A 17,010-nucleotide genomic window follows, 5' to 3' on the forward strand; every position below is an offset into this window, starting at 1 on the left:
AAGCTTGCCACAAACAAAGGCCTATTTGGTCTACACCAAACTATCAGCCGGGCTGCAGGTGCATCACCAGCAACTGCACGCTTTCCTGCCCGCGAAACTCGTTGAGATCGAGCTTGTAGGCCAGCTCGACCCAGCGCACCGTCGGGTTGGGCCACTGCTCACGATCGATATTGAAGGCAATGCCATCGAGCGTCTGGCTACCGCATTCGGTCCTGAGCGTCAGCTTGAGGTGCTTTTCACCGACCAGGCGCTGCTGGACGATCTGAAACACGCCGTGGAACAGCGGCTCGGGGAAATGCTGGCCCCAGGGCCCGGCATGGCGCAGCGCCCGGGCCAGCTCCAGATTGAACTCCTCGACCGCGAGCTGACCATCAGACAGCAATCTTCCGGCCAGATCCTCTTCCTGCAACTGACGGCGCACCTCGGCATCGAAGGCCGCGGCAAAGGCGCCGAAGTGCTCCTGCGGCAATGACAGACCGGCGGCCATGGCATGCCCGCCGAACTTGCTGATCAGACCCGGATGGCGGGCGGCCACCGCGTCCAGCGCATCACGGATATGGAAACCGGCAATCGAGCGCGCCGAGCCCTTTAGCAGCCCATCCCCCGCATCGGCGAAGGCGATGGTCGGGCGGTGATAGCGCTCCTTGAGGCGCGAAGCGAGGATACCGATCACCCCCTGATGCCAGTCCGGCTCGAACAGGCACAGGCCGAACGGCAGGCTGTCCAGCGGCAGGTCCTTGAGCTGGGCCAGCGCCTCGCGCTGCATGCCCTGCTCGATGGCCTTGCGGTCCTGATTCAGCGCATCCAGCTGCTGGGCCATGTCGGCGGCCAGCGCCGCATCGTCCGTCAGCAGACATTCGATGCCCAGACTCATGTCATCCAAGCGGCCCGCCGCGTTCAGCCGCGGACCGAGAATAAAGCCGAGATCGGTCGAGGAAATCCGCGCCGCCTGCTTGCCGGCGACTTCCAGGATGGCCTTCAGCCCCGGCCGGGCAAATCCCTTGCGAATACGCGCCAGGCCCTGATGCACCAAAATGCGGTTATTGGCATCCAGCGGCACCACGTCGGCCACGCTGCCCAGCGCCACCAGATCCAGTAGTTCGGCAAGATTGGGCTCGGCAAGGCCTGTACGAGCAAACCAGTCCAGCTCGCGCAGCCGCGCGCGCAGTGCCAGCAGCACATAGAAGATCACCCCGACCCCGGCCAGCGACTTGCTGGGAAACTCGCAGCCAGGCTGGTTCGGGTTGACGATGGCATCGGCTACCGGAAGCTCAGCACCCGGCAGGTGATGGTCGGTGACCAGCACCTTGAGCCCGGCCGCCTTGGCTGCCGCCACGCCTTCGACACTGGAAATGCCGTTGTCCACGGTGACCAGCAGATCCGGCTGGCGCTGCAGCGCCACGGCAACGATCTCCGGGGTCAGGCCATAGCCATACTCGAAGCGGTTGGGCACCAGATAATCAACATGGGCCGCTCCAAGCATGCGCAGCCCCAGCACGCCAACCGAGCTGGCGGTAGCGCCATCGGCGTCGAAGTCACCGACAAAGAGGATGCGCTGACACTGCTCCAGCGCCTCGACCAGCAGCGCCACCGCAGCCTCGATCCCCTTGAGCTGACGGTACGGAATCAGCCGGGCCAGCCCCTTGTCGAGCTCCTCAATCGACTGCACACCTCGGGCGGCATACAGACGGGTCAGCAGCGGCGGCAGATCGCCCAGCTGGGGCAAGGTGGCAGGCAAGGGGCGATTTTCGATACGCATGGCAATCCGGGTCTTGAGCTGGCGAGGCAAATCAGGCGGCCACCTTGGGGCTGGCGGCCACGAAGGAACAACAGGGCTCAGCGCGCGCCGGCCAGCCACTCCAGGCGAATCTCGTGCTGACCACGTTCGTCGGTCACAAAGAGCTCGCCATCACTGATCATCACGCTCCAGCTGATCGAGCGCGGCAGATCGCGGGCCAGGTCAGCCAGCCCCTCCTGCTCGACGCCGACCACATTGATGTTCTTCAGGCTGCGCACGGTGTCGAGCACCTTGGTCTGCCACACCCGCAGGTTGCCGTAGGCCACCAGGCTGAACTTCTCGGTACGCCGCGAGCACCAGGTGATGCGCTCGGCATCCGGCTGACCGACTTCGATCCAGTGCAGCACGCGGTCGTCCAGGCTTTTCTCCCACAGCGCCGGCTCGTCGACATCGGACAGGCCGCGGCCGAAAGCCAGTTGCTCGTGATAGAACAGGGCGTAAGCGATCAGGCGCACGGCCAGACGCTCCTCGGTCTCCGACGGGTGTTTGGCCACGGTGAAACGCAGGTTCTCGTAAACACTGCGGTCAAGGTCGGTGAGGTTCAGTTCGACTTTATAGGGCGTGGCTTGCAGGGCCATGGGCAGACTTCTTGGCTGGCGAAAAAGGCCGCCAGTCTACCCGATAGGCCGCCTGCGGGTTAGAGTCGCGGCCATTGCCAGACTGATGGAAGCCCGTATGTCTCCGCCCAGCAAACCTCTCGCCGGCCTGAAAGTGGTCGAACTCGGCACACTGATCGCCGGCCCCTTTGCCTCGCGCATCTGCGCCGAATTCGGCGCCGAGGTGGTCAAGGTGGAGTCACCCGATGGCGGCGACCCGCTGCGCAAGTGGCGCAAGCTGTACGAAGGCACCTCGCTGTGGTGGTTCGTGCAGGCGCGCAACAAGCAGTCGATCACCCTCAACCTCAAGCATGACGAAGGCCGCGAGGTACTGAAGAAGCTGCTCGCCGAGGCCGACATCCTGATCGAGAACTTCCGCCCCGGCGTGCTGGAAAAACTCGGACTGGGCTGGGATGTGCTGCACGCACTGAACCCGAAGCTGGTGATGGTGCGCCTGTCCGGCTTCGGCCAGAGCGGCCCGCTGAAAGACCAGCCGGGCTTCGGCGCGGTGGGCGAGTCCATGGGCGGTCTGCGTTACATCACCGGCTTCGAGGACCGCCCGCCGGTGCGCACCGGCATCAGCATCGGCGACTCCATCGCCGCCCTCTGGGGCGTGATTGGCGCGTTGATGGCGCTGCGCCATCGCGAGGTCAACGGCGGCCAGGGCCAGGTGGTGGACGTGGCGCTGTACGAGGCGATTTTCGCCATGATGGAGTCCATGGTGCCGGAGTTCGACGTGTTCGGATTCATACGGGAAAGAACCGGCAACATCATGCCCGGCATCACGCCCTCCTCCATCCACACCTGCGCCGACGGCAAACATATCCAGATCGGCGCCAATGGCGATGCCATCTTCCAGCGCTTCATGCGGGCGATTGGCCGGGACGATCTGGCCGATGCACCTGACCTCGCCGACAACGCCGGCCGCGATGCCCGTCGCGATGAGCTGTACGGCATTATCGACCGCTGGGCCGGCAGCCTGCCGCTGGCCGAGGTTGAAGCCACGCTGCTGCGGGCCGAGGTGCCGGCCAGTCGCATCTACTCGGCCGAAGACATGTTCGCCGACCCGCAATTCCTCGCCCGCGAGATGTTCCTCGCCGCCAAACTGCCGGACGGCAAACCGTTCAAGATGCCGGGCATAGTACCCAAACTGTCGGAAACGCCGGGCGGTGTGGAATGGACGGGGCCCAAACTGGGCGAGCACAACGATCAGGTGCTGGGCCGGCTTGGCTATTCCACCGAGCAGATCGCCGCTCTCAGAAACAGCGGCGCGATCTGACCGGGCGACGCCTCAGGACTTCTCCCAGCGCTGCGCGGCCTGCTGGTCACTGCCGCGCCCCTCGACCCAGCGCTCGCCCTCGGGCGTCTGTTCCTTCTTCCAGAACGGCGCACGGGTCTTGAGGTAATCCATGATGAAGGTGCAGGCGTCGAACGCGGCCTGACGATGGGCGCTGCTGGTGCCGACAAAAACGATGGGCTCGCCCGGCTCCAGCGCCCCGACCCGGTGGATGATCTCCACCGTCAGCAACGGCCAGCGCTCGCGGGCCTCGGCCTCGATCTTCGCCAGTGCCTTCTCGGTCATGCCTGGATAGTGCTCAAGCAGCATGCCGGCCACCGGCTGGCCATCATTGAAATCACGCACGTAGCCGACGAAGCTGACCACCGCACCAATGCCCAGATTGGCCGCGTGCAGACGATTGAGCTCGGCACCGGCATCGAAGGTTTCGACCTGAACTCGAATGCTCATCAAAATTGTCCTCAAAGCGTAGCGAGCGGGTGTCAGCTCGGGGCGGACGGAGCATAGGAACCGGAATGTACAGCTAGTACATGAGGATTCCGAGCACCGCCCAACTCGAGATCACACACGCGCAGTAGCTTTCAGGATAATTTTTCAGCCGCCGGTAACGGTGGGGAAGAAGGCCACCTCATCGCCATCGGCCAGTTCGGTGTCCAGCCCACAGAGTTCCTGATTGCGTGCGCACATCAGGTTCTGCTCGGCCAGCACGGCCCAGACGCCGCCGCGCGCCAGCAGGTGCTCGCGCAGTGCCTCCAGGGTCGCCAGTCCCGCCTGCCAGGCCAACTGCTCGCCGCCGATACCCAGCGTCTCGCGGTAACGGGCGAAGTACTGCACATGGATCATGCCTGCTCCTCGCGCCGGTAGTGGCCGCTCTTGCCGCCCTGCTTTTCCAGCAGACGCACGCCCTCGATGGTCATGCCGCGGTCGACCGCCTTGCACATGTCGTAGATGGTCAGTGCGGCGACGCTGGCGGCCGTCAGCGCCTCCATCTCTACGCCGGTCTGTCCGGCCAGCCGGCAAGTGGCGCGAATGCGTACGGTGTCGCTGCCCTCGGCCTGCAGCTCGACCTTGACGCTGGTCAGCAGCAACGGATGGCACAGCGGAATCAGTTCATGGGTTTTCTTCGCCGCCTGAATACCGGCAATCCGCGCCACGGCAAACACATCCCCTTTGGGATGACCGCCGTCCTGAATCAGTTGCAGGGTTGCCGGCAGCATGCGCACGCACGCCTCGGCAGTGGCTTCACGGGCGGTCACGGCCTTCTCGGTCACATCGACCATATTCGCCCGGCCCTGGGCATCGAGATGGGTCAGCACAGCAGTATCCACAACAAGAGAGGTGAGCCGATTGTAACCCGCGCCCACGCGGTGAGCAGGCCTGAATGATGGCCCATCAGACAAAGCGGCCGGGCGCTGCGTGCGCCCGGCCGGCTGGCTTACATGTGCGCTTCGGCGTACTCGGCCAGCACAGAGCGCGGCACCCCTTGCAGGGTGATGTGCACACCGTGCGGGAAGTCCTTGAAGCGTTCGGTGAGGTAGGTCAGACCGGAGCTGGTCGCTGAGAGGTAGGGAGTATCGATCTGCGCCAGGTTGCCCAGGCAGACCACCTTGGAGCCGCTGCCGGCGCGGGTGATGATGGTTTTCATCTGGTGCGGGGTGAGGTTCTGGCACTCGTCGATCAGGATCAGACTCTGCTGGAAGCTGCGCCCGCGGATGTAGTTGAGCGACTTAAACTGCAGCGGCACCTTCTGCAGGATGTAGTCGACACTGCCATGGGTCGACTCATCATCCGAATGCAGCGCCTCCAGGTTGTCGGTGATGGCACCGAGCCAGGGCTCCATCTTCTCCGCCTCGGTACCGGGCAGGAAACCGATGTCCTCATCCAGGCCCTGCACACTGCGGGTGGCGATGATGCGCCGGTAGCGTTTGCTGACCATGGTCTGCTCGATGGCAGCAGCCAGCGCCAGGATGGTCTTGCCGGAACCGGCGGCACCGGACAGGTTGACCAGGTGAATGTCCGGATCGAGCAGCGCATACAGCGCCAGCGACTGATAGATGTCGCGCGGCCTGAGTCCCCAGGCCTCCTGATGCAGCAGCGGCTCCTGATGCATGTCGAGGATGGTCAGCTCCTTGTCCGTGACACCCTTGACCCAGCCCACGAAGCCCTGACCGTCGATGATGAATTCATTCATGTGCACCACCGGCAGCTCACTGCTGCGCGGCACCATGTGCCAGGTACGGCCGTGGCCCTGGCGGGTCTCGACCTTGCTCACCCTATCCCAGAACGAGCCCGTGAGCGTGTGGTAGCCGCGCGACAGCAGGGCCACGTCGTCCACCAGCTGGTCGGTGTGGTAGTCCTCGGCGAAGATGCCGCAGGCGCGCGCCTTCAGGCGCATGTTGATGTCCTTGGTCACCAGCACCACATCGGTACCCGGATGACGGCTGCGCAGGTCCACCAGCTGGTTGATGATCTTGTTGTCGTTGAGGTCTTCCGGCAGCCAGGTGATCGGCTCGGCACGCTTGTTCATCAGGATCGACAGGCTGCCCTTGGCCGCGCTCTTGCCGCGACTGATGGGCACGCCGCTTTCCACCTCTTCCGGCGAGGCGCCACCGAGCACCTGATCGATCAGGCGGATGGCCTGACGGCACTCGGCAGCCACGGTGTGCTTGCCGGTCTTGAGCTTGTCCAGTTCCTCCAGCACGGTCATCGGAATGACCACGTGATGCTCCTGAAAATTCAGCAAGGCATTCGGGTCGTGAATCAGCACATTGGTGTCGAGCACGTAGAGGATCGGTTTGCCGGGATTGGAACGTCCATGGTCAACCATATCGCGATCACCTCTGCAGGACCGCTGTCCGGGGCACCACGGCCACTCGGCAGCAGCTCATTGGACTGGATGGTGAAACGTCCCAAGGGCGCTCCACCAGGGGAGGCCACCCACCGGATGTGCTATCCGGCCATGCACACAGAAGGCGAGAAAAACGCGCCACCTGTGATGCAGGTTTCGGCGGTCTAGCTTTGTTAATAACGCATTAATGATGAAGAAAAAACGTCTTTTTCAGGCCCGCCGGCTTTTTTTCATCAGCTGACCGATAGCGCTTGGCGGCGCCCCCTTGCGTCGTTAAAGTCGGAAGTCCTCCCCGCTGTAATGCCACCTTCAAAGTCCCGCTTCCCCCTTCTCCGCAGACGCCCTGACGCACAGTCCCCGCTACCGCCAGCCGGAATCACCAATCGGCTTCATAGGTGGAGTCCATCCCCCGGCCACCACTACAATCGCCACTCGTCCAGAGGAGACCGACTGATGCTGCTGGTGATTTCCCCCGCCAAGACGCTTGACTACGACACCCCGCCGGTAACACCGCGCTTTACCCTGCCAGCGCACCTGGGACAGGCCAGCGAACTGATCGAGCGCCTGCGCGAACTGAGCCCGGCGCAGATCAGTGAACTGATGGACCTGTCCGACAAGCTCGCCGGCCTCAACGCTGCCCGTTATGGCAGCTGGACTCCGGAGTTCACCCCGGCCAACGCCAAGCAGGCGCTGCTGGCCTTCAAGGGCGATGTGTACACCGGCCTCAACGCCGAGGATTTCAACGAGGCGGACTTCGACTTTGCCCAGCGCCACCTGCGCATGCTCTCCGGCCTCTACGGTGTGCTGCGGCCACTGGACCTGATGCAACCCTACCGGCTGGAAATGGGCACCAAGCTGAGCAACGCCCGCGGCAAGAACCTCTACGAATTCTGGGGCGAGCGCATCAGCCAGTGGCTTAACGAAGCCATGGCCGAGCAGGGTGACAACATCCTGCTCAACCTCGCCTCCAACGAGTACTTCTCGGCGGTCAAGCGCAAGACCCTCAACGCCCGGATAATCGATACCGAGTTCAAGGACCTGAAAAACGGCCAGTACAAGATCATCAGCTTCTATGCCAAGAAGGCCCGCGGCCTGATGGCCCGCTACGTGATCAAGGAACGCCTGAGCAACCCCGATGACCTTAAGGCATTCGACTACCAGGGCTATCGCTACAGCGCCGAGCAGTCCAAGCCGGACAGCCTGGTCTTTCTGCGCGACCAGCCGCAGGACTGACAGGCTGTTGGCCTTGCCGGCCAGTACAACCGCCGATCCGCCCGTTAGGATGCAGCCGTACGATCAGCGCCTCTCTCAGACAAGGAGTTCCCATGAGTCAGCCCGTCGCCTTTATCACCGGATGCTCCAGCGGCATCGGCCGCGCACTCGCCGATGCCTTTCAGGCCGCGGGTTACCGCGTGTGGGCCTGCGCGCGCAAGGCGCAGGATCTGGCCACGCTCAGCGCCGCCGGTTTTGTCGCGGTTGAGCTGGACGTCAACGATGCCGCTGCCGTACAGCGCGCCAGCGCACGGCTGGAGCAGGAGGTCGGACGCCTGGATGTGCTGATCAACAATGCCGGCTACGGCGCCATGGGCCCGCTGCTGGACGGCGGCGCCGAGGCCCTGCGCCGGCAGTTCGAAACCAATGTCTTCAGCCTCATCGAACTGACCCGCGCCTGCTTCCCATTGCTGCGCGCCAGTCGTGGCCTGGTGGTGAATATCGGCAGTGTCTCGGGCGTCATGGTCACCCCATTCGCCGGTGCCTATTGCGCCTCCAAGGCTGCGGTGCACGCTCTCTCCGACGCCCTGCGCATGGAGCTAGCGCCCTTTGCCATCGAAGTGATGGAGGTGCAGCCGGGTGCCATCGCATCCAGTTTCGGCAGCAACGCCAGCCGCGAAGCCGAAGCGCTGATCGCCGAAAGCTCGGCCTGGTGGCCGCTGCGCGAGGGCATCCGCGCCCGCGCCAATGCCTCACAGGACCATCCGACTCCTGCAAGCGAGTTCGCCGCCGTACTGCTGGCCGCCGTGCAACAACGCAAGCGCCCGCGCCTGCTGCGCATCGGCAATGGCAGCCGGGCCTTGCCGCTACTGACCGCCCTGTTGCCCAAGGCACTGCTGGAGAAGGTGCTGATGAAACGCTTCGGCCTCAACCGGCAGCTGGCGCCATGAACAGCGCTCCCCTCGCCCTGCGCTACTACGCCGGCGGCGCCGTGCTCGCCGTCATGCTGCTCAATCTGCTGGTGCGCGCGCTGCTCAAGCTCGGCGGCGTCAGCGCCACCCTGCTGGTGGCCACACTGGTGGCACTGGGAGTCAGCCTGATCTTCGCCCGCCGGGAGAAGCGCCTTCCGACACTGGCCGAGCGCTGGCGTCTGGTCGGCCTTTACGGTCTGATTCTGGGGTTGCTCTACCTCGGCCTGTTCGGCCTGATGATGCTAAAGGACGAACCGGGCCACATGGGCCAGCTGCTGTTTGTCCTGCACGCCCTGAGCTATCCGACCCTGCTGGCGCTGTGCTTCACGCCCAGGCTGATCCGCCACTGGCTGCCTCAGACCGGCTGAGCAGTTTTGACCAGCGGTGTACGCGGCTTGCGGAACACCAGCCAGTTGCCCAGCATCACCAGCACGAGACCGGTCAACGCCGGCGCCGTCCACTGATAGCCCTCCAGCCAGGCCGAGATATTCAGCGCCACCAGCGGAAACAGCACCGTGCAATAGGCCGCCTTCTCCGGCCCGAGGCGACCGACCAGCGTCAGGTAAGCGGTAAAGCCGATCACCGAGCCGGGAATGGCCAGGTAGAGCAAGGCCCCGACATAACGCAGGCTGCCGTCGAAGACAAAGGGCACGCCCTGCACGAGGCAATAGCCTGCCAGCAGCAGAGCGCCATAGAGCATGCCGTAGGCGTTGGTACTCAGCGGTCGCCAGCCGGCTTTCTGCTGCAGGCTGGAAAGCAGATTGCCGACGGAAAAACTCAAGGTGCCAAGCAAAGCCAACCCGAGCCCCAGCCAGGTCTGAGGCGAGGCGTCATGGCCGATCAGTTCCGGCCAGAACAGCAAGGCCAGGCCGAGCAGACCACAGCCCCCGCCCGCGAGCACATTGAGCGCCAGGCGCTGGCCGAAAAAAAGGCGGGCATTCAGCGCATTCCACAGGGTGGCGGTGGAAAACACCACGGCGATCAGGCCGCTGGGGATCCACTGACTGGCATGGTAGAAACAGACAAAGTTGACACAGAACAGGCACAAGCCCTGCGCCAGACACAGGCCCTGTGCGCGCCGGTCGAGACGTTGCAGGCGCCCACTGACGAGCAGACCGGCAAACAGCACCAGTGCGGCCAGGGCGAAGCGGTAGACGATCGACACCTCCGGCGGCACCAGCCCCAATTGCCAGGTGATGGCGATCCAGGTGGTGCCCCAGATCAGCACGGTCAGCAGGTAGAGAAACAGATTCATGCAGGCCTCCTCAGAGCCTTAAGTGTCTCGCCTGCCGCCGGGCGACGTTTGCACAATCTTGCGCATTTGCATGCCGGAGACTGGGAGCCGGCGGCGCCTAGGGTTAGCATGCAAGCCAGTCTCTTTCGGGCAGGCCGGCATGAGTCAGTCACTGCAACACCAGGTCTTTCAGGCGCTCCGCCGCTCACGCGCGCAACTGGAGCGCTGCGTACAGCTGGCCGACGGAATGGCACTGGCGCAGTGGCGCAATGCCCATGACGCCACCCAGTACAACGCGCCCGGACACCACACCTTTGGCTGTTATCTGGAAGGCGGCTACGGCACCTTTCGCCGCGACCTGCCACAACTCAAAGGCGCGCCGCAGCGGTTGTGCATCCTGCCGGCCGAGCACCAGTCGGCCTGGGTGGTGAACGGCGAACTGCGCTTTGTCCACCTGTATGTGAGCCCGCAGCCGTTTGCCCTCGGCGCCGTGCAGTTGCTCGACCGCGAGCCGCGCGAACTGCAGCTGCAGGAACGCACCTTTATCGAAGACCCACAGCAGGCCAGCCGTTTTCGCCAGCTGGCACTGCTCGACTGGCAGGAACCGGGCGAGCGCCTGCTGTGCAGCAGCCTCGGTCAGGCCATCCTCGATCAGGCACTACTGACCCAGGTCGGCCGCAAAGACGGACTGCAGCTCAAAGGGGGGCTGGCGCCACAGACGCGACGCCGTTTGCAGGAATATATCGAGGCACATCTGGAAAAGCCGCTGGGGCTAACCGAGCTGGCCGAGCAGGCAGCGCTGTCGGGCTATCACTTCGCCCGCATGTTTACCGTCAGCTTCGGTCTGCCGCCGCACCGCTACGTGCTAATGCGCCGCCTGCAGCGGGCGACCGAACTGCTGGCCGGCAGCGCTCTGGAACTGGGTGATATTGCCCTGACCTGTGGCTTTGCCAGTGCCAGTCACTTCAGCAACCGCTTCCGTCAGCACTTCGGTGCAACACCGAGCCAGTACCGCGCCGCCAGGCGGGACTAAGCCACTAGAGAGAGCGGCTCAGAGCTTGTCCAGCGCACCTTCAATGGCTTGCAGCAGCGCGGCATCATCAGGCGCCGTGCGCGGCGAAAAGCGCGCCAGCACGCGGCCATCCGGCCCCAGCAAAAACTTCTCGAAGTTCCAGGTGATATCACCGGGAAACTCGGCGCCCTCACCGGCCAGCAGGGTGTAGAGCTGGTGGCGCTCCGGACCGTTGACCTCGAGCTTGGCGCTCATGGGGAAGGTCACGCCGTAATTCAGGCTACAGAACTGGGCGATCTCCGCTTCGCTGCCAGGCTCCTGCCCGGCAAACTGATTGCACGGCAGCCCCAGCACGCTGAAACCACGGGCACGGTAGCGCTGGTAGAGCGCTTCCAGACCGGTGTACTGCGGGGTCAGACCACACTTGGAGGCCACGTTGACCACCAGTACCACCTGACCTGCCAGCGGAGCCAGCGGCAGCTCCTGGCCATCCAGGCCTTGCAGGATCAGTTCATGAAACATGCTCATGAGTCACTCCTTGTGAAAACAACCGGGACGGAAAAGGCGCCCAGCGGGCGCCTTTTCTTATCAGCCTAGCAAAAGGCCAAACCCATCAGTGGTGGTGACCACCTTCGCCATGGATGTGGCCATGGGCGATTTCTTCGGCACTGGCTTCACGCACGGCAACAACCTTGACCTTGAAGTTCAGGCGCTGACCCGCCAGGGGGTGGTTGCCGTCGACAGTCACGTCGTCGCCTTCCAGATCACGGATGGTCACGATCTGCATGCCGCCATCCGGGCCGGAGGCATGGAACTGCATGCCGATTTCCAGCTCATCCACGCCTTCGAACATGCTGCGGTTGAGCACGGCAACCAGCTCGGCGCTGTACTCGCCGTAGGCTTCTTCCGGCTCAACGGCCACGTCCAGCTCATCGCCAACCTGCTTGCCTTCCAGCGCCTTCTCCAGACCGGCGATGATGTTGCGGGCACCGTGCAGGTACACCAGCGGCGCGCCACCAGCGGAGCTGTCGATCACCTCACCGGCATCGTTGGTCAGGGTATAGTCGATGGAAACCGCCTTGTTGGCCGCAATCTGCATGGTTGAAACCTTTGGATAGAGAAAAAAGAGCCCGCAGTGTAGCGCTGCGACCGGGCGAAAGCGACCCGAACACAGACGGACGGAAGCTCAGCCGGCTACTCGGCTGGCATCAGGATGAAGACGGCCACTGGGTAGCCGAGCTGTCTTGCGGGCATACTCAGCACCAGCGCCATCAGCCGCCCTGGCAGAACCGCGCCTGGGTTCTGGACGCCCAGCAACGCCAGGCCAGTATCGGCCAGCCCTTTGCCTGCGGCTGGTGCGCCCAATCATCTGACAAGGAGGCCTGATGGCCAGTCGCAATATTCTGGTAATCAACTGCGGCAGCTCGTCGATCAAGTTTGCCCTGATCAATGAGGACCACGGCACAGCCACCCTGCAGGGGCTGGCCGAACGTCTCGGCAGCCCCGAAGCCGAGCTGCGCTGGCAGCAAGGCGATGCCAAGGACAGCCTGATGATTCCCGGCGCCGACCACCGGACCGCCCTCGCCCAACTGCTGCCACGGGTGCAACAGGCCGCGGGAGGCGCCCTGCATGGCATTGGCCACCGCGTGGTACACGGCGGCGAGCAGTTCACCAGCGCCTGCCGCATCGATGGCGCGGTGCTTGAAGCCATCGGCAGCGCGGCCGTACTTGCGCCACTGCACAACCCGGCCAACCTGCAGGGAATCGAAGCGGCCCTGGCAGTGTTCCCCGAGCTACCGCAGGTGGCGGTCTTCGACACGGCCTTCCACCAGAGTCTGCCGGAACATGCCTTCCGCTATGCCCTGCCCGAGTCGCTGTACCGCGAACAGGGCATCCGCCGCTATGGTTTCCACGGCACCAGCCACCGCTACGTCAGCCAGCGCGCGGCCGAGATGGCCGGCCTGGCCTATGACGACAGCTGCTGGCTGGTGGCCCACCTCGGCAACGGCTGCTCGACCTGCGCAGTGGTCAACGGCCAGAGCCGCGACACCAGCATGGGCCTGACGCCGCTGGAAGGGCTGGTGATGGGCACCCGCAGCGGCGACGTCGACCCCAACCTGCATGGTCATCTGGCCCGCACGCTGGGCTGGGATCTGCCGCGCATCGACAAACTGCTCAATCATGAAAGCGGCCTCAAGGGGCTTTCCGGCCTGTCCAACGACATGCGCAGCCTCGAGCAGGCCCGCGAGCAGGGACATGCCGGCGCGACCCTGGCCATCGAGGTGTTCTGCTACCGCCTGGCCAAATCGCTGGCGGCCATGGCCTGCGCCCTGCCACGTCTGGACGGCCTGCTGTTCACCGGCGGCATCGGTGAAAACTCGGCATTGATCCGCAGCAAGACGGTCGCCCACCTGCAACTGCTTAATCTGAGACTCGACCCGGATGCCAATGCCCGCTGCGTGCGCGGTGTCAGCGGCGCCATTGAGGCCGAGGGCCACCCACGCATACTGGTGGTACCGACCAATGAGGAACGGCAGATCGCCCTCGACACCCTCGCCCTGCTGCCGAACTGAAACGCCAAGGAGTTAGCGTGCATACCTTTTTCATCGCCCCCACCGGTTTCGGTGTCGGTCTGACGTCGATCAGCCTGGGGCTGATCCGCGCCCTGCAACAGGCCGGCCTGCGCGTCGGTTTCTACAAACCGGTGGCCCAGCTGCACCCTGGCGACTTGGGGCCTGAGCGCTCCAGCGAACTGGTGGCGCGCACCCATGGTCTGTGCGCACCGGCACCGCTGCCGCTCAGCGAGGTCGAGCACATGCTCGGCGACGGCGAGCTGGATGAACTGCTGGAGAAAGTTGTCAGCCAGTTCCAACAGGTCGCCGCCGACAAGGATGTGGTTATCGTCGAAGGCATGGTGCCGACCCGCCAGGCCAGCTACGCCGCCCGGGTCAACGTGCATCTGGCGCGCAGCCTGGATGCCGAGATCATTCTGGTTTCCGCCCCCGAGCAGGAGACCCTGACCGAGCTGGCCGACCGCATCGAGATTCAGGCCCAGATGTTCGGCGGCCCCCAGGCCCCCAAGGTGCTGGGCGTGATTATCAACAAGGTGCGCCATGCCGGGGGCACCGAGGCCTTCGTGCAGGAGCTGCGCGAACACTCCTCGCTGCTCAAGAACGATGACTTCCGCCTGCTCGGCTGCATTCCCTGGCAGGAGGCACTGAACGCGCCGCGCACCCGCGACGTCGCCGACCTGCTGCATGCCGAAGTACTCAACGCCGGCGATTACGAACAGCGCCGGGTGGAGCGCATCGTGCTATGCGCACGGGCCGTGCCCAACAGTGTGCACCTGCTCAAGCCTGGCGTACTGGTGGTCACCCCCGGTGACCGGGACGACATCATCCTCGCCGCCAGCCTGGCCGCCATGAACGGCGTCCCTCTGGCCGGCCTGCTGCTGTGCAGCGACTTCCCGCCGGACCCACGGATCATGGAGCTCTGCCGCGGCGCCCTGGCCAGTGGCCTGCCCGTGCTGACGGTAGCCACCGGCTCGTATGACACGGCCACCAACCTCAACCGGATGAACAAGGAAATCCCCATCGACGACCGCGAGCGGGCCGAACGGGTGACCGAGTTCGTCGCCAGCCAGGTCGACCTGCCCTGGCTGCGCAGCCGCTGCGGCACACCGCGCGAACTGCGCCTGTCACCGCCGGCATTCCGCTACCAGCTGGTACAACGTGCTCAGGCCGCCAATAAGCGCATCGTTCTGCCCGAAGGCAGCGAGCCGCGCACCGTACAGGCTGCTGCCATCTGTCAGGCGCGCGGCATTGCCCGCTGCGTGTTGCTGGCCAAGCCGGAAGATGTGCACAACGTGGCCAAGGCGCAGGGCATCGAACTGCCCGCCGGACTGGAAATCCTCGACCCGGACGTGATCCGCGGTCGCTATGTCGAACCCATGGTCGAGCTGCGCAAAGGCAAGGGCCTCAACGCCCCCATGGCCAGCGCACAGCTGGAAGACACCGTGGTACTGGGCACGATGATGCTGGCACTCGATGAGGTGGACGGCCTGGTCTCCGGCGCCATCCACACCACGGCCAATACCATCCGCCCAGCCCTGCAGCTGATCAAGACCGCACCGGGCTACAACCTGGTGTCGTCGGTGTTCTTCATGCTGCTGCCAGAGCAGGTTCTGGTCTATGGCGACTGCGCCGTGAACCCCGACCCGAATGCCGAGGAGCTGGCGGAGATCGCCCTGCAGAGTGCGGCATCGGCCCAGGCCTTCGGCGTAACGCCGCGGGTGGCCATGATCAGCTACTCCACCGGCGACTCCGGCAGCGGAGAAGAAGTCGAGAAGGTGCGCAATGCGACGCGCATTGCCCGCGAGCGCAACCCAGCGCTGGCCATCGACGGCCCGCTGCAGTACGACGCGGCGGCCATCGAGAGCGTGGGTCGGCAAAAGGCGCCGAACAGTCCGGTGGCCGGCCGCGCCACGGTGTTCGTGTTCCCAGACCTGAACACCGGCAACACCACCTACAAGGCCGTGCAGCGCAGCGCCGAGTGCATCAGCGTCGGCCCCATGCTGCAAGGGCTGCGCAAACCCGTTAACGACTTGTCGCGGGGAGCGCTGGTGGACGATATCGTTTTCACCATTGCTCTGACGGCCATCCAGGCCGACAGCACACACTGAAATGCTCCGCCGACCGCCAAGTCACGCAGGCGGCGGGGCTTACAGCTCAGTGCACAACTGTTAACCTAACCATTCAAGACTCCGGCAACACCGCCTCAGCCACTTGGAGACCTGTTTCACTCATGCTCAGCTTCCTGCCTGCCCCGCTGCGCGGGGTCCTCGCCGGCCTCATGCTGGCCCTCAACACCCTGGCTCACTGCGGCCCGCTTTTCGCCGTCGCACTGCTCAAGCTGCTCCTGCCCATTCCGGCCATCCAACGTCTGCTGCGCTATGTAATGCACGGCATTGGCGAGAGCTGGATCAGCGTCAACAAATTCTGGATGAACCTGGTCTACCCGACCCGCTGGGACGTTCAGGGCATGGAAGGTCTGGACATGCGTCACTCCTACCTGGTGACCAGCAACCACCAGAGCTGGGTGGACATCCTCGCTCTGCAGTACCTGCTCAACCGGCGCATGCCCCTGCTCAAGTTCTTCCTCAAGCAGGAACTGATCTGGGTTCCGGTGATCGGGCTGTGCTGGTGGGCGCTGGAATTCCCGTTCATGAAGCGCTACAGCAAGGAATACCTCGCCAAGTATCCGGAAAAGCGCGGCCAGGACCTGGCCACCACACGCAAAGCCTGCGAGCGCTACAAGACCAACCCAGTCTCGGTATTCAACTTCCTTGAAGGCACCCGCTTCACGCCAAGCAAGCATCAGCAGCAGAACTCACCGTTCCAGCATCTGCTCAAGCCCAAGGCCGGCGGTATCGCCTTTGTGCTGGATGCCATGGGTGAGCAACTGCATGCGCTGGTGAATGTCACCATCCACTATCCCCAGGGCCGCCCGAGCTTCTGGGATCTGCTGAGCGGCCAGGTCAAAAGCGTGGTGGTACGTTTCGAGAAAATGGCCATTCCGACCAGCTTTATCGGTAAGAACTACGACCAGGACGATGCCTATCGCCTGGAATTCCAGCAGTGGGTCAATCAGCTGTGGGAGCAGAAGGATGCCCAACTCGAGGCCCTGAAGCAGCAGTTCCCCTCCACCTGATCCTCCCCGGCAGCCGACGCTCTGGCGCGGCGGCTGCCCCCTCGCCTCACGTCACCAAAGTCGCAGCGCAGACATAAGCCAATATCGAGTTGCCAAGGCTGCACCATAATTCACGACAGCTGCTGGCTGACGCTGAGCTCAGCGAAGCCCTCCAGCTTGGCAGCTAGCGTCGTTTGGCTTGGCCGCATCGTTCCTCAATCCAAATGACCAATAGCTTTTCGGAACAATTTGCATCGCTGGCCTTCCCAAAGCACCCAGCTGCGGACAGCTTTACCGACATAAGTCCGGTGTTACACAACCCAAGCGCATAACAAAAAGGCCCGCATCTCACGA

Annotated in this window: 18 protein-coding genes and 1 other RNA gene; 9 read left to right on the plus strand and 10 right to left on the minus strand. The window is 64.0% G+C overall.

The annotated features are described in order from the left end of the window. Positions 1 to 43: 43 nt before the first annotated feature. On the minus strand, positions 44 to 1,759 hold the full coding sequence (gene recJ, locus CK486_RS06810) for a single-stranded-DNA-specific exonuclease RecJ (protein ID WP_095939525.1): 1,716 nt from the start codon (positions 1,757 to 1,759) through the stop codon (positions 44 to 46). A 77-nt stretch (positions 1,760 to 1,836) separates the two neighbouring features. After that, positions 1,837 to 2,376, minus strand: coding sequence for a YaeQ family protein (locus CK486_RS06815; RefSeq protein WP_095939526.1), 540 nt, complete (start codon positions 2,374 to 2,376; stop codon positions 1,837 to 1,839). Between the two features lie 85 nt (positions 2,377 to 2,461). On the opposite strand from CK486_RS06815, the gene CK486_RS06820 reads away from it, so the two are divergent. Next, positions 2,462 to 3,673 carry a CaiB/BaiF CoA transferase family protein gene (locus tag CK486_RS06820; protein ID WP_371915482.1) on the plus strand — a complete coding sequence of 404 codons (1,212 nt, stop codon included), beginning with the start codon at positions 2,462 to 2,464 and terminating at the stop codon, positions 3,671 to 3,673. A 12-nt stretch (positions 3,674 to 3,685) separates the two neighbouring features. On the opposite strand, the gene moaE is transcribed toward CK486_RS06820, so the two are convergent. From moaE to CK486_RS06845, 5 genes are all read right to left on the minus strand, one after another. Beyond that, positions 3,686 to 4,141 carry a molybdopterin synthase catalytic subunit MoaE gene (gene moaE, locus CK486_RS06825; protein ID WP_095939528.1) on the minus strand — a complete coding sequence of 152 codons (456 nt, stop codon included), beginning with the start codon at positions 4,139 to 4,141 and terminating at the stop codon, positions 3,686 to 3,688. Positions 4,142 to 4,147: 6 nt separating this feature from the next. After that, positions 4,148 to 4,223: non-coding RNA, sX9 sRNA (locus CK486_RS06830), on the minus strand. Between the two features lie 62 nt (positions 4,224 to 4,285). Then, positions 4,286 to 4,534, minus strand: a complete 249-nt coding sequence (locus tag CK486_RS06835) for a MoaD/ThiS family protein (RefSeq protein ID WP_095939529.1) — start codon at positions 4,532 to 4,534, stop codon at positions 4,286 to 4,288. Continuing rightward, positions 4,531 to 5,007 carry a cyclic pyranopterin monophosphate synthase MoaC gene (moaC, locus tag CK486_RS06840; protein ID WP_095939530.1) on the minus strand — a complete coding sequence of 159 codons (477 nt, stop codon included), beginning with the start codon at positions 5,005 to 5,007 and terminating at the stop codon, positions 4,531 to 4,533. The genes CK486_RS06835 and moaC overlap by 4 nt, the downstream gene beginning before the upstream one ends. Positions 5,008 to 5,126: 119 nt before the next feature. Then, positions 5,127 to 6,518, minus strand: coding sequence for a PhoH family protein (locus CK486_RS06845; RefSeq protein ID WP_095939531.1), 1,392 nt, complete (start codon positions 6,516 to 6,518; stop codon positions 5,127 to 5,129). A gap of 474 nt (positions 6,519 to 6,992) precedes the next feature. Here CK486_RS06845 and yaaA point away from each other — a divergent pair, with 474 nt between their 5' ends. The 3 genes from yaaA (at position 6,993) to CK486_RS06860 (ending at position 9,090) form a co-directional block, all read left to right on the plus strand. Continuing rightward, positions 6,993 to 7,772 (plus strand): peroxide stress protein YaaA, encoded by a 780-nt coding sequence (gene yaaA, locus CK486_RS06850; RefSeq protein ID WP_095939532.1) that lies wholly within the window; start codon positions 6,993 to 6,995, stop codon positions 7,770 to 7,772. A 92-nt stretch (positions 7,773 to 7,864) separates the two neighbouring features. Beyond that, complete coding sequence (locus CK486_RS06855) at positions 7,865 to 8,701, plus strand: SDR family oxidoreductase (RefSeq protein ID WP_095939533.1); 837 nt, start codon at positions 7,865 to 7,867, stop codon at positions 8,699 to 8,701. Further along, entirely contained in the window at positions 8,698 to 9,090 is a 393-nt protein-coding gene (locus CK486_RS06860; RefSeq protein ID WP_095939534.1) for an ABZJ_00895 family protein, read from the plus strand. The genes CK486_RS06855 and CK486_RS06860 overlap by 4 nt, the downstream gene beginning before the upstream one ends. On the opposite strand, the gene CK486_RS06865 is transcribed toward CK486_RS06860, so the two are convergent. Then, positions 9,078 to 9,977, minus strand: coding sequence for a DMT family transporter (locus CK486_RS06865; RefSeq protein WP_095939535.1), 900 nt, complete (start codon positions 9,975 to 9,977; stop codon positions 9,078 to 9,080). The genes CK486_RS06860 and CK486_RS06865 overlap by 13 nt on opposite strands. A 139-nt stretch (positions 9,978 to 10,116) precedes the next feature. Between CK486_RS06865 and CK486_RS06870 the strand changes: the two genes are divergently transcribed. Further along, complete coding sequence (locus tag CK486_RS06870; protein WP_095939536.1) at positions 10,117 to 10,989, plus strand: helix-turn-helix domain-containing protein; 873 nt, start codon at positions 10,117 to 10,119, stop codon at positions 10,987 to 10,989. 18 nt (positions 10,990 to 11,007) lie between these two features. Here CK486_RS06870 and CK486_RS06875 read toward each other — a convergent pair whose 3' ends face one another. Then, positions 11,008 to 11,496, minus strand: coding sequence for a glutathione peroxidase (locus CK486_RS06875; RefSeq protein WP_095939537.1), 489 nt, complete (start codon positions 11,494 to 11,496; stop codon positions 11,008 to 11,010). A gap of 85 nt (positions 11,497 to 11,581) precedes the next feature. Further along, positions 11,582 to 12,067 (minus strand): peptidylprolyl isomerase, encoded by a 486-nt coding sequence (locus CK486_RS06880; RefSeq protein ID WP_095939538.1) that lies wholly within the window; start codon positions 12,065 to 12,067, stop codon positions 11,582 to 11,584. 44 nt (positions 12,068 to 12,111) lie between these two features. On the opposite strand from CK486_RS06880, the gene CK486_RS06885 reads away from it, so the two are divergent. From CK486_RS06885 to CK486_RS06900, 4 genes are all read left to right on the plus strand, one after another. After that, positions 12,112 to 12,354 carry a DUF3565 domain-containing protein gene (locus CK486_RS06885; protein ID WP_256574378.1) on the plus strand — a complete coding sequence of 81 codons (243 nt, stop codon included), beginning with the start codon at positions 12,112 to 12,114 and terminating at the stop codon, positions 12,352 to 12,354. Next, on the plus strand, positions 12,354 to 13,541 hold the full coding sequence (locus CK486_RS06890) for an acetate kinase (protein WP_095939540.1): 1,188 nt from the start codon (positions 12,354 to 12,356) through the stop codon (positions 13,539 to 13,541). The genes CK486_RS06885 and CK486_RS06890 overlap by 1 nt, the downstream gene beginning before the upstream one ends. 17 nt (positions 13,542 to 13,558) lie before the next feature. Next, positions 13,559 to 15,649: a phosphate acetyltransferase gene (gene pta / locus CK486_RS06895; protein ID WP_095939541.1), complete on the plus strand. Its 2,091-nt coding sequence runs from the start codon at positions 13,559 to 13,561 to the stop codon at positions 15,647 to 15,649. A gap of 122 nt (positions 15,650 to 15,771) precedes the next feature. After that, complete coding sequence (locus CK486_RS06900; RefSeq protein WP_095939542.1) at positions 15,772 to 16,677, plus strand: acyltransferase; 906 nt, start codon at positions 15,772 to 15,774, stop codon at positions 16,675 to 16,677. Positions 16,678 to 17,010 lie beyond the last annotated feature (333 nt).

This window comes from Pseudomonas sp. HAR-UPW-AIA-41, from assembly GCF_002304225.1.
Classification (GTDB): domain Bacteria; phylum Pseudomonadota; class Gammaproteobacteria; order Pseudomonadales; family Pseudomonadaceae; genus Aquipseudomonas.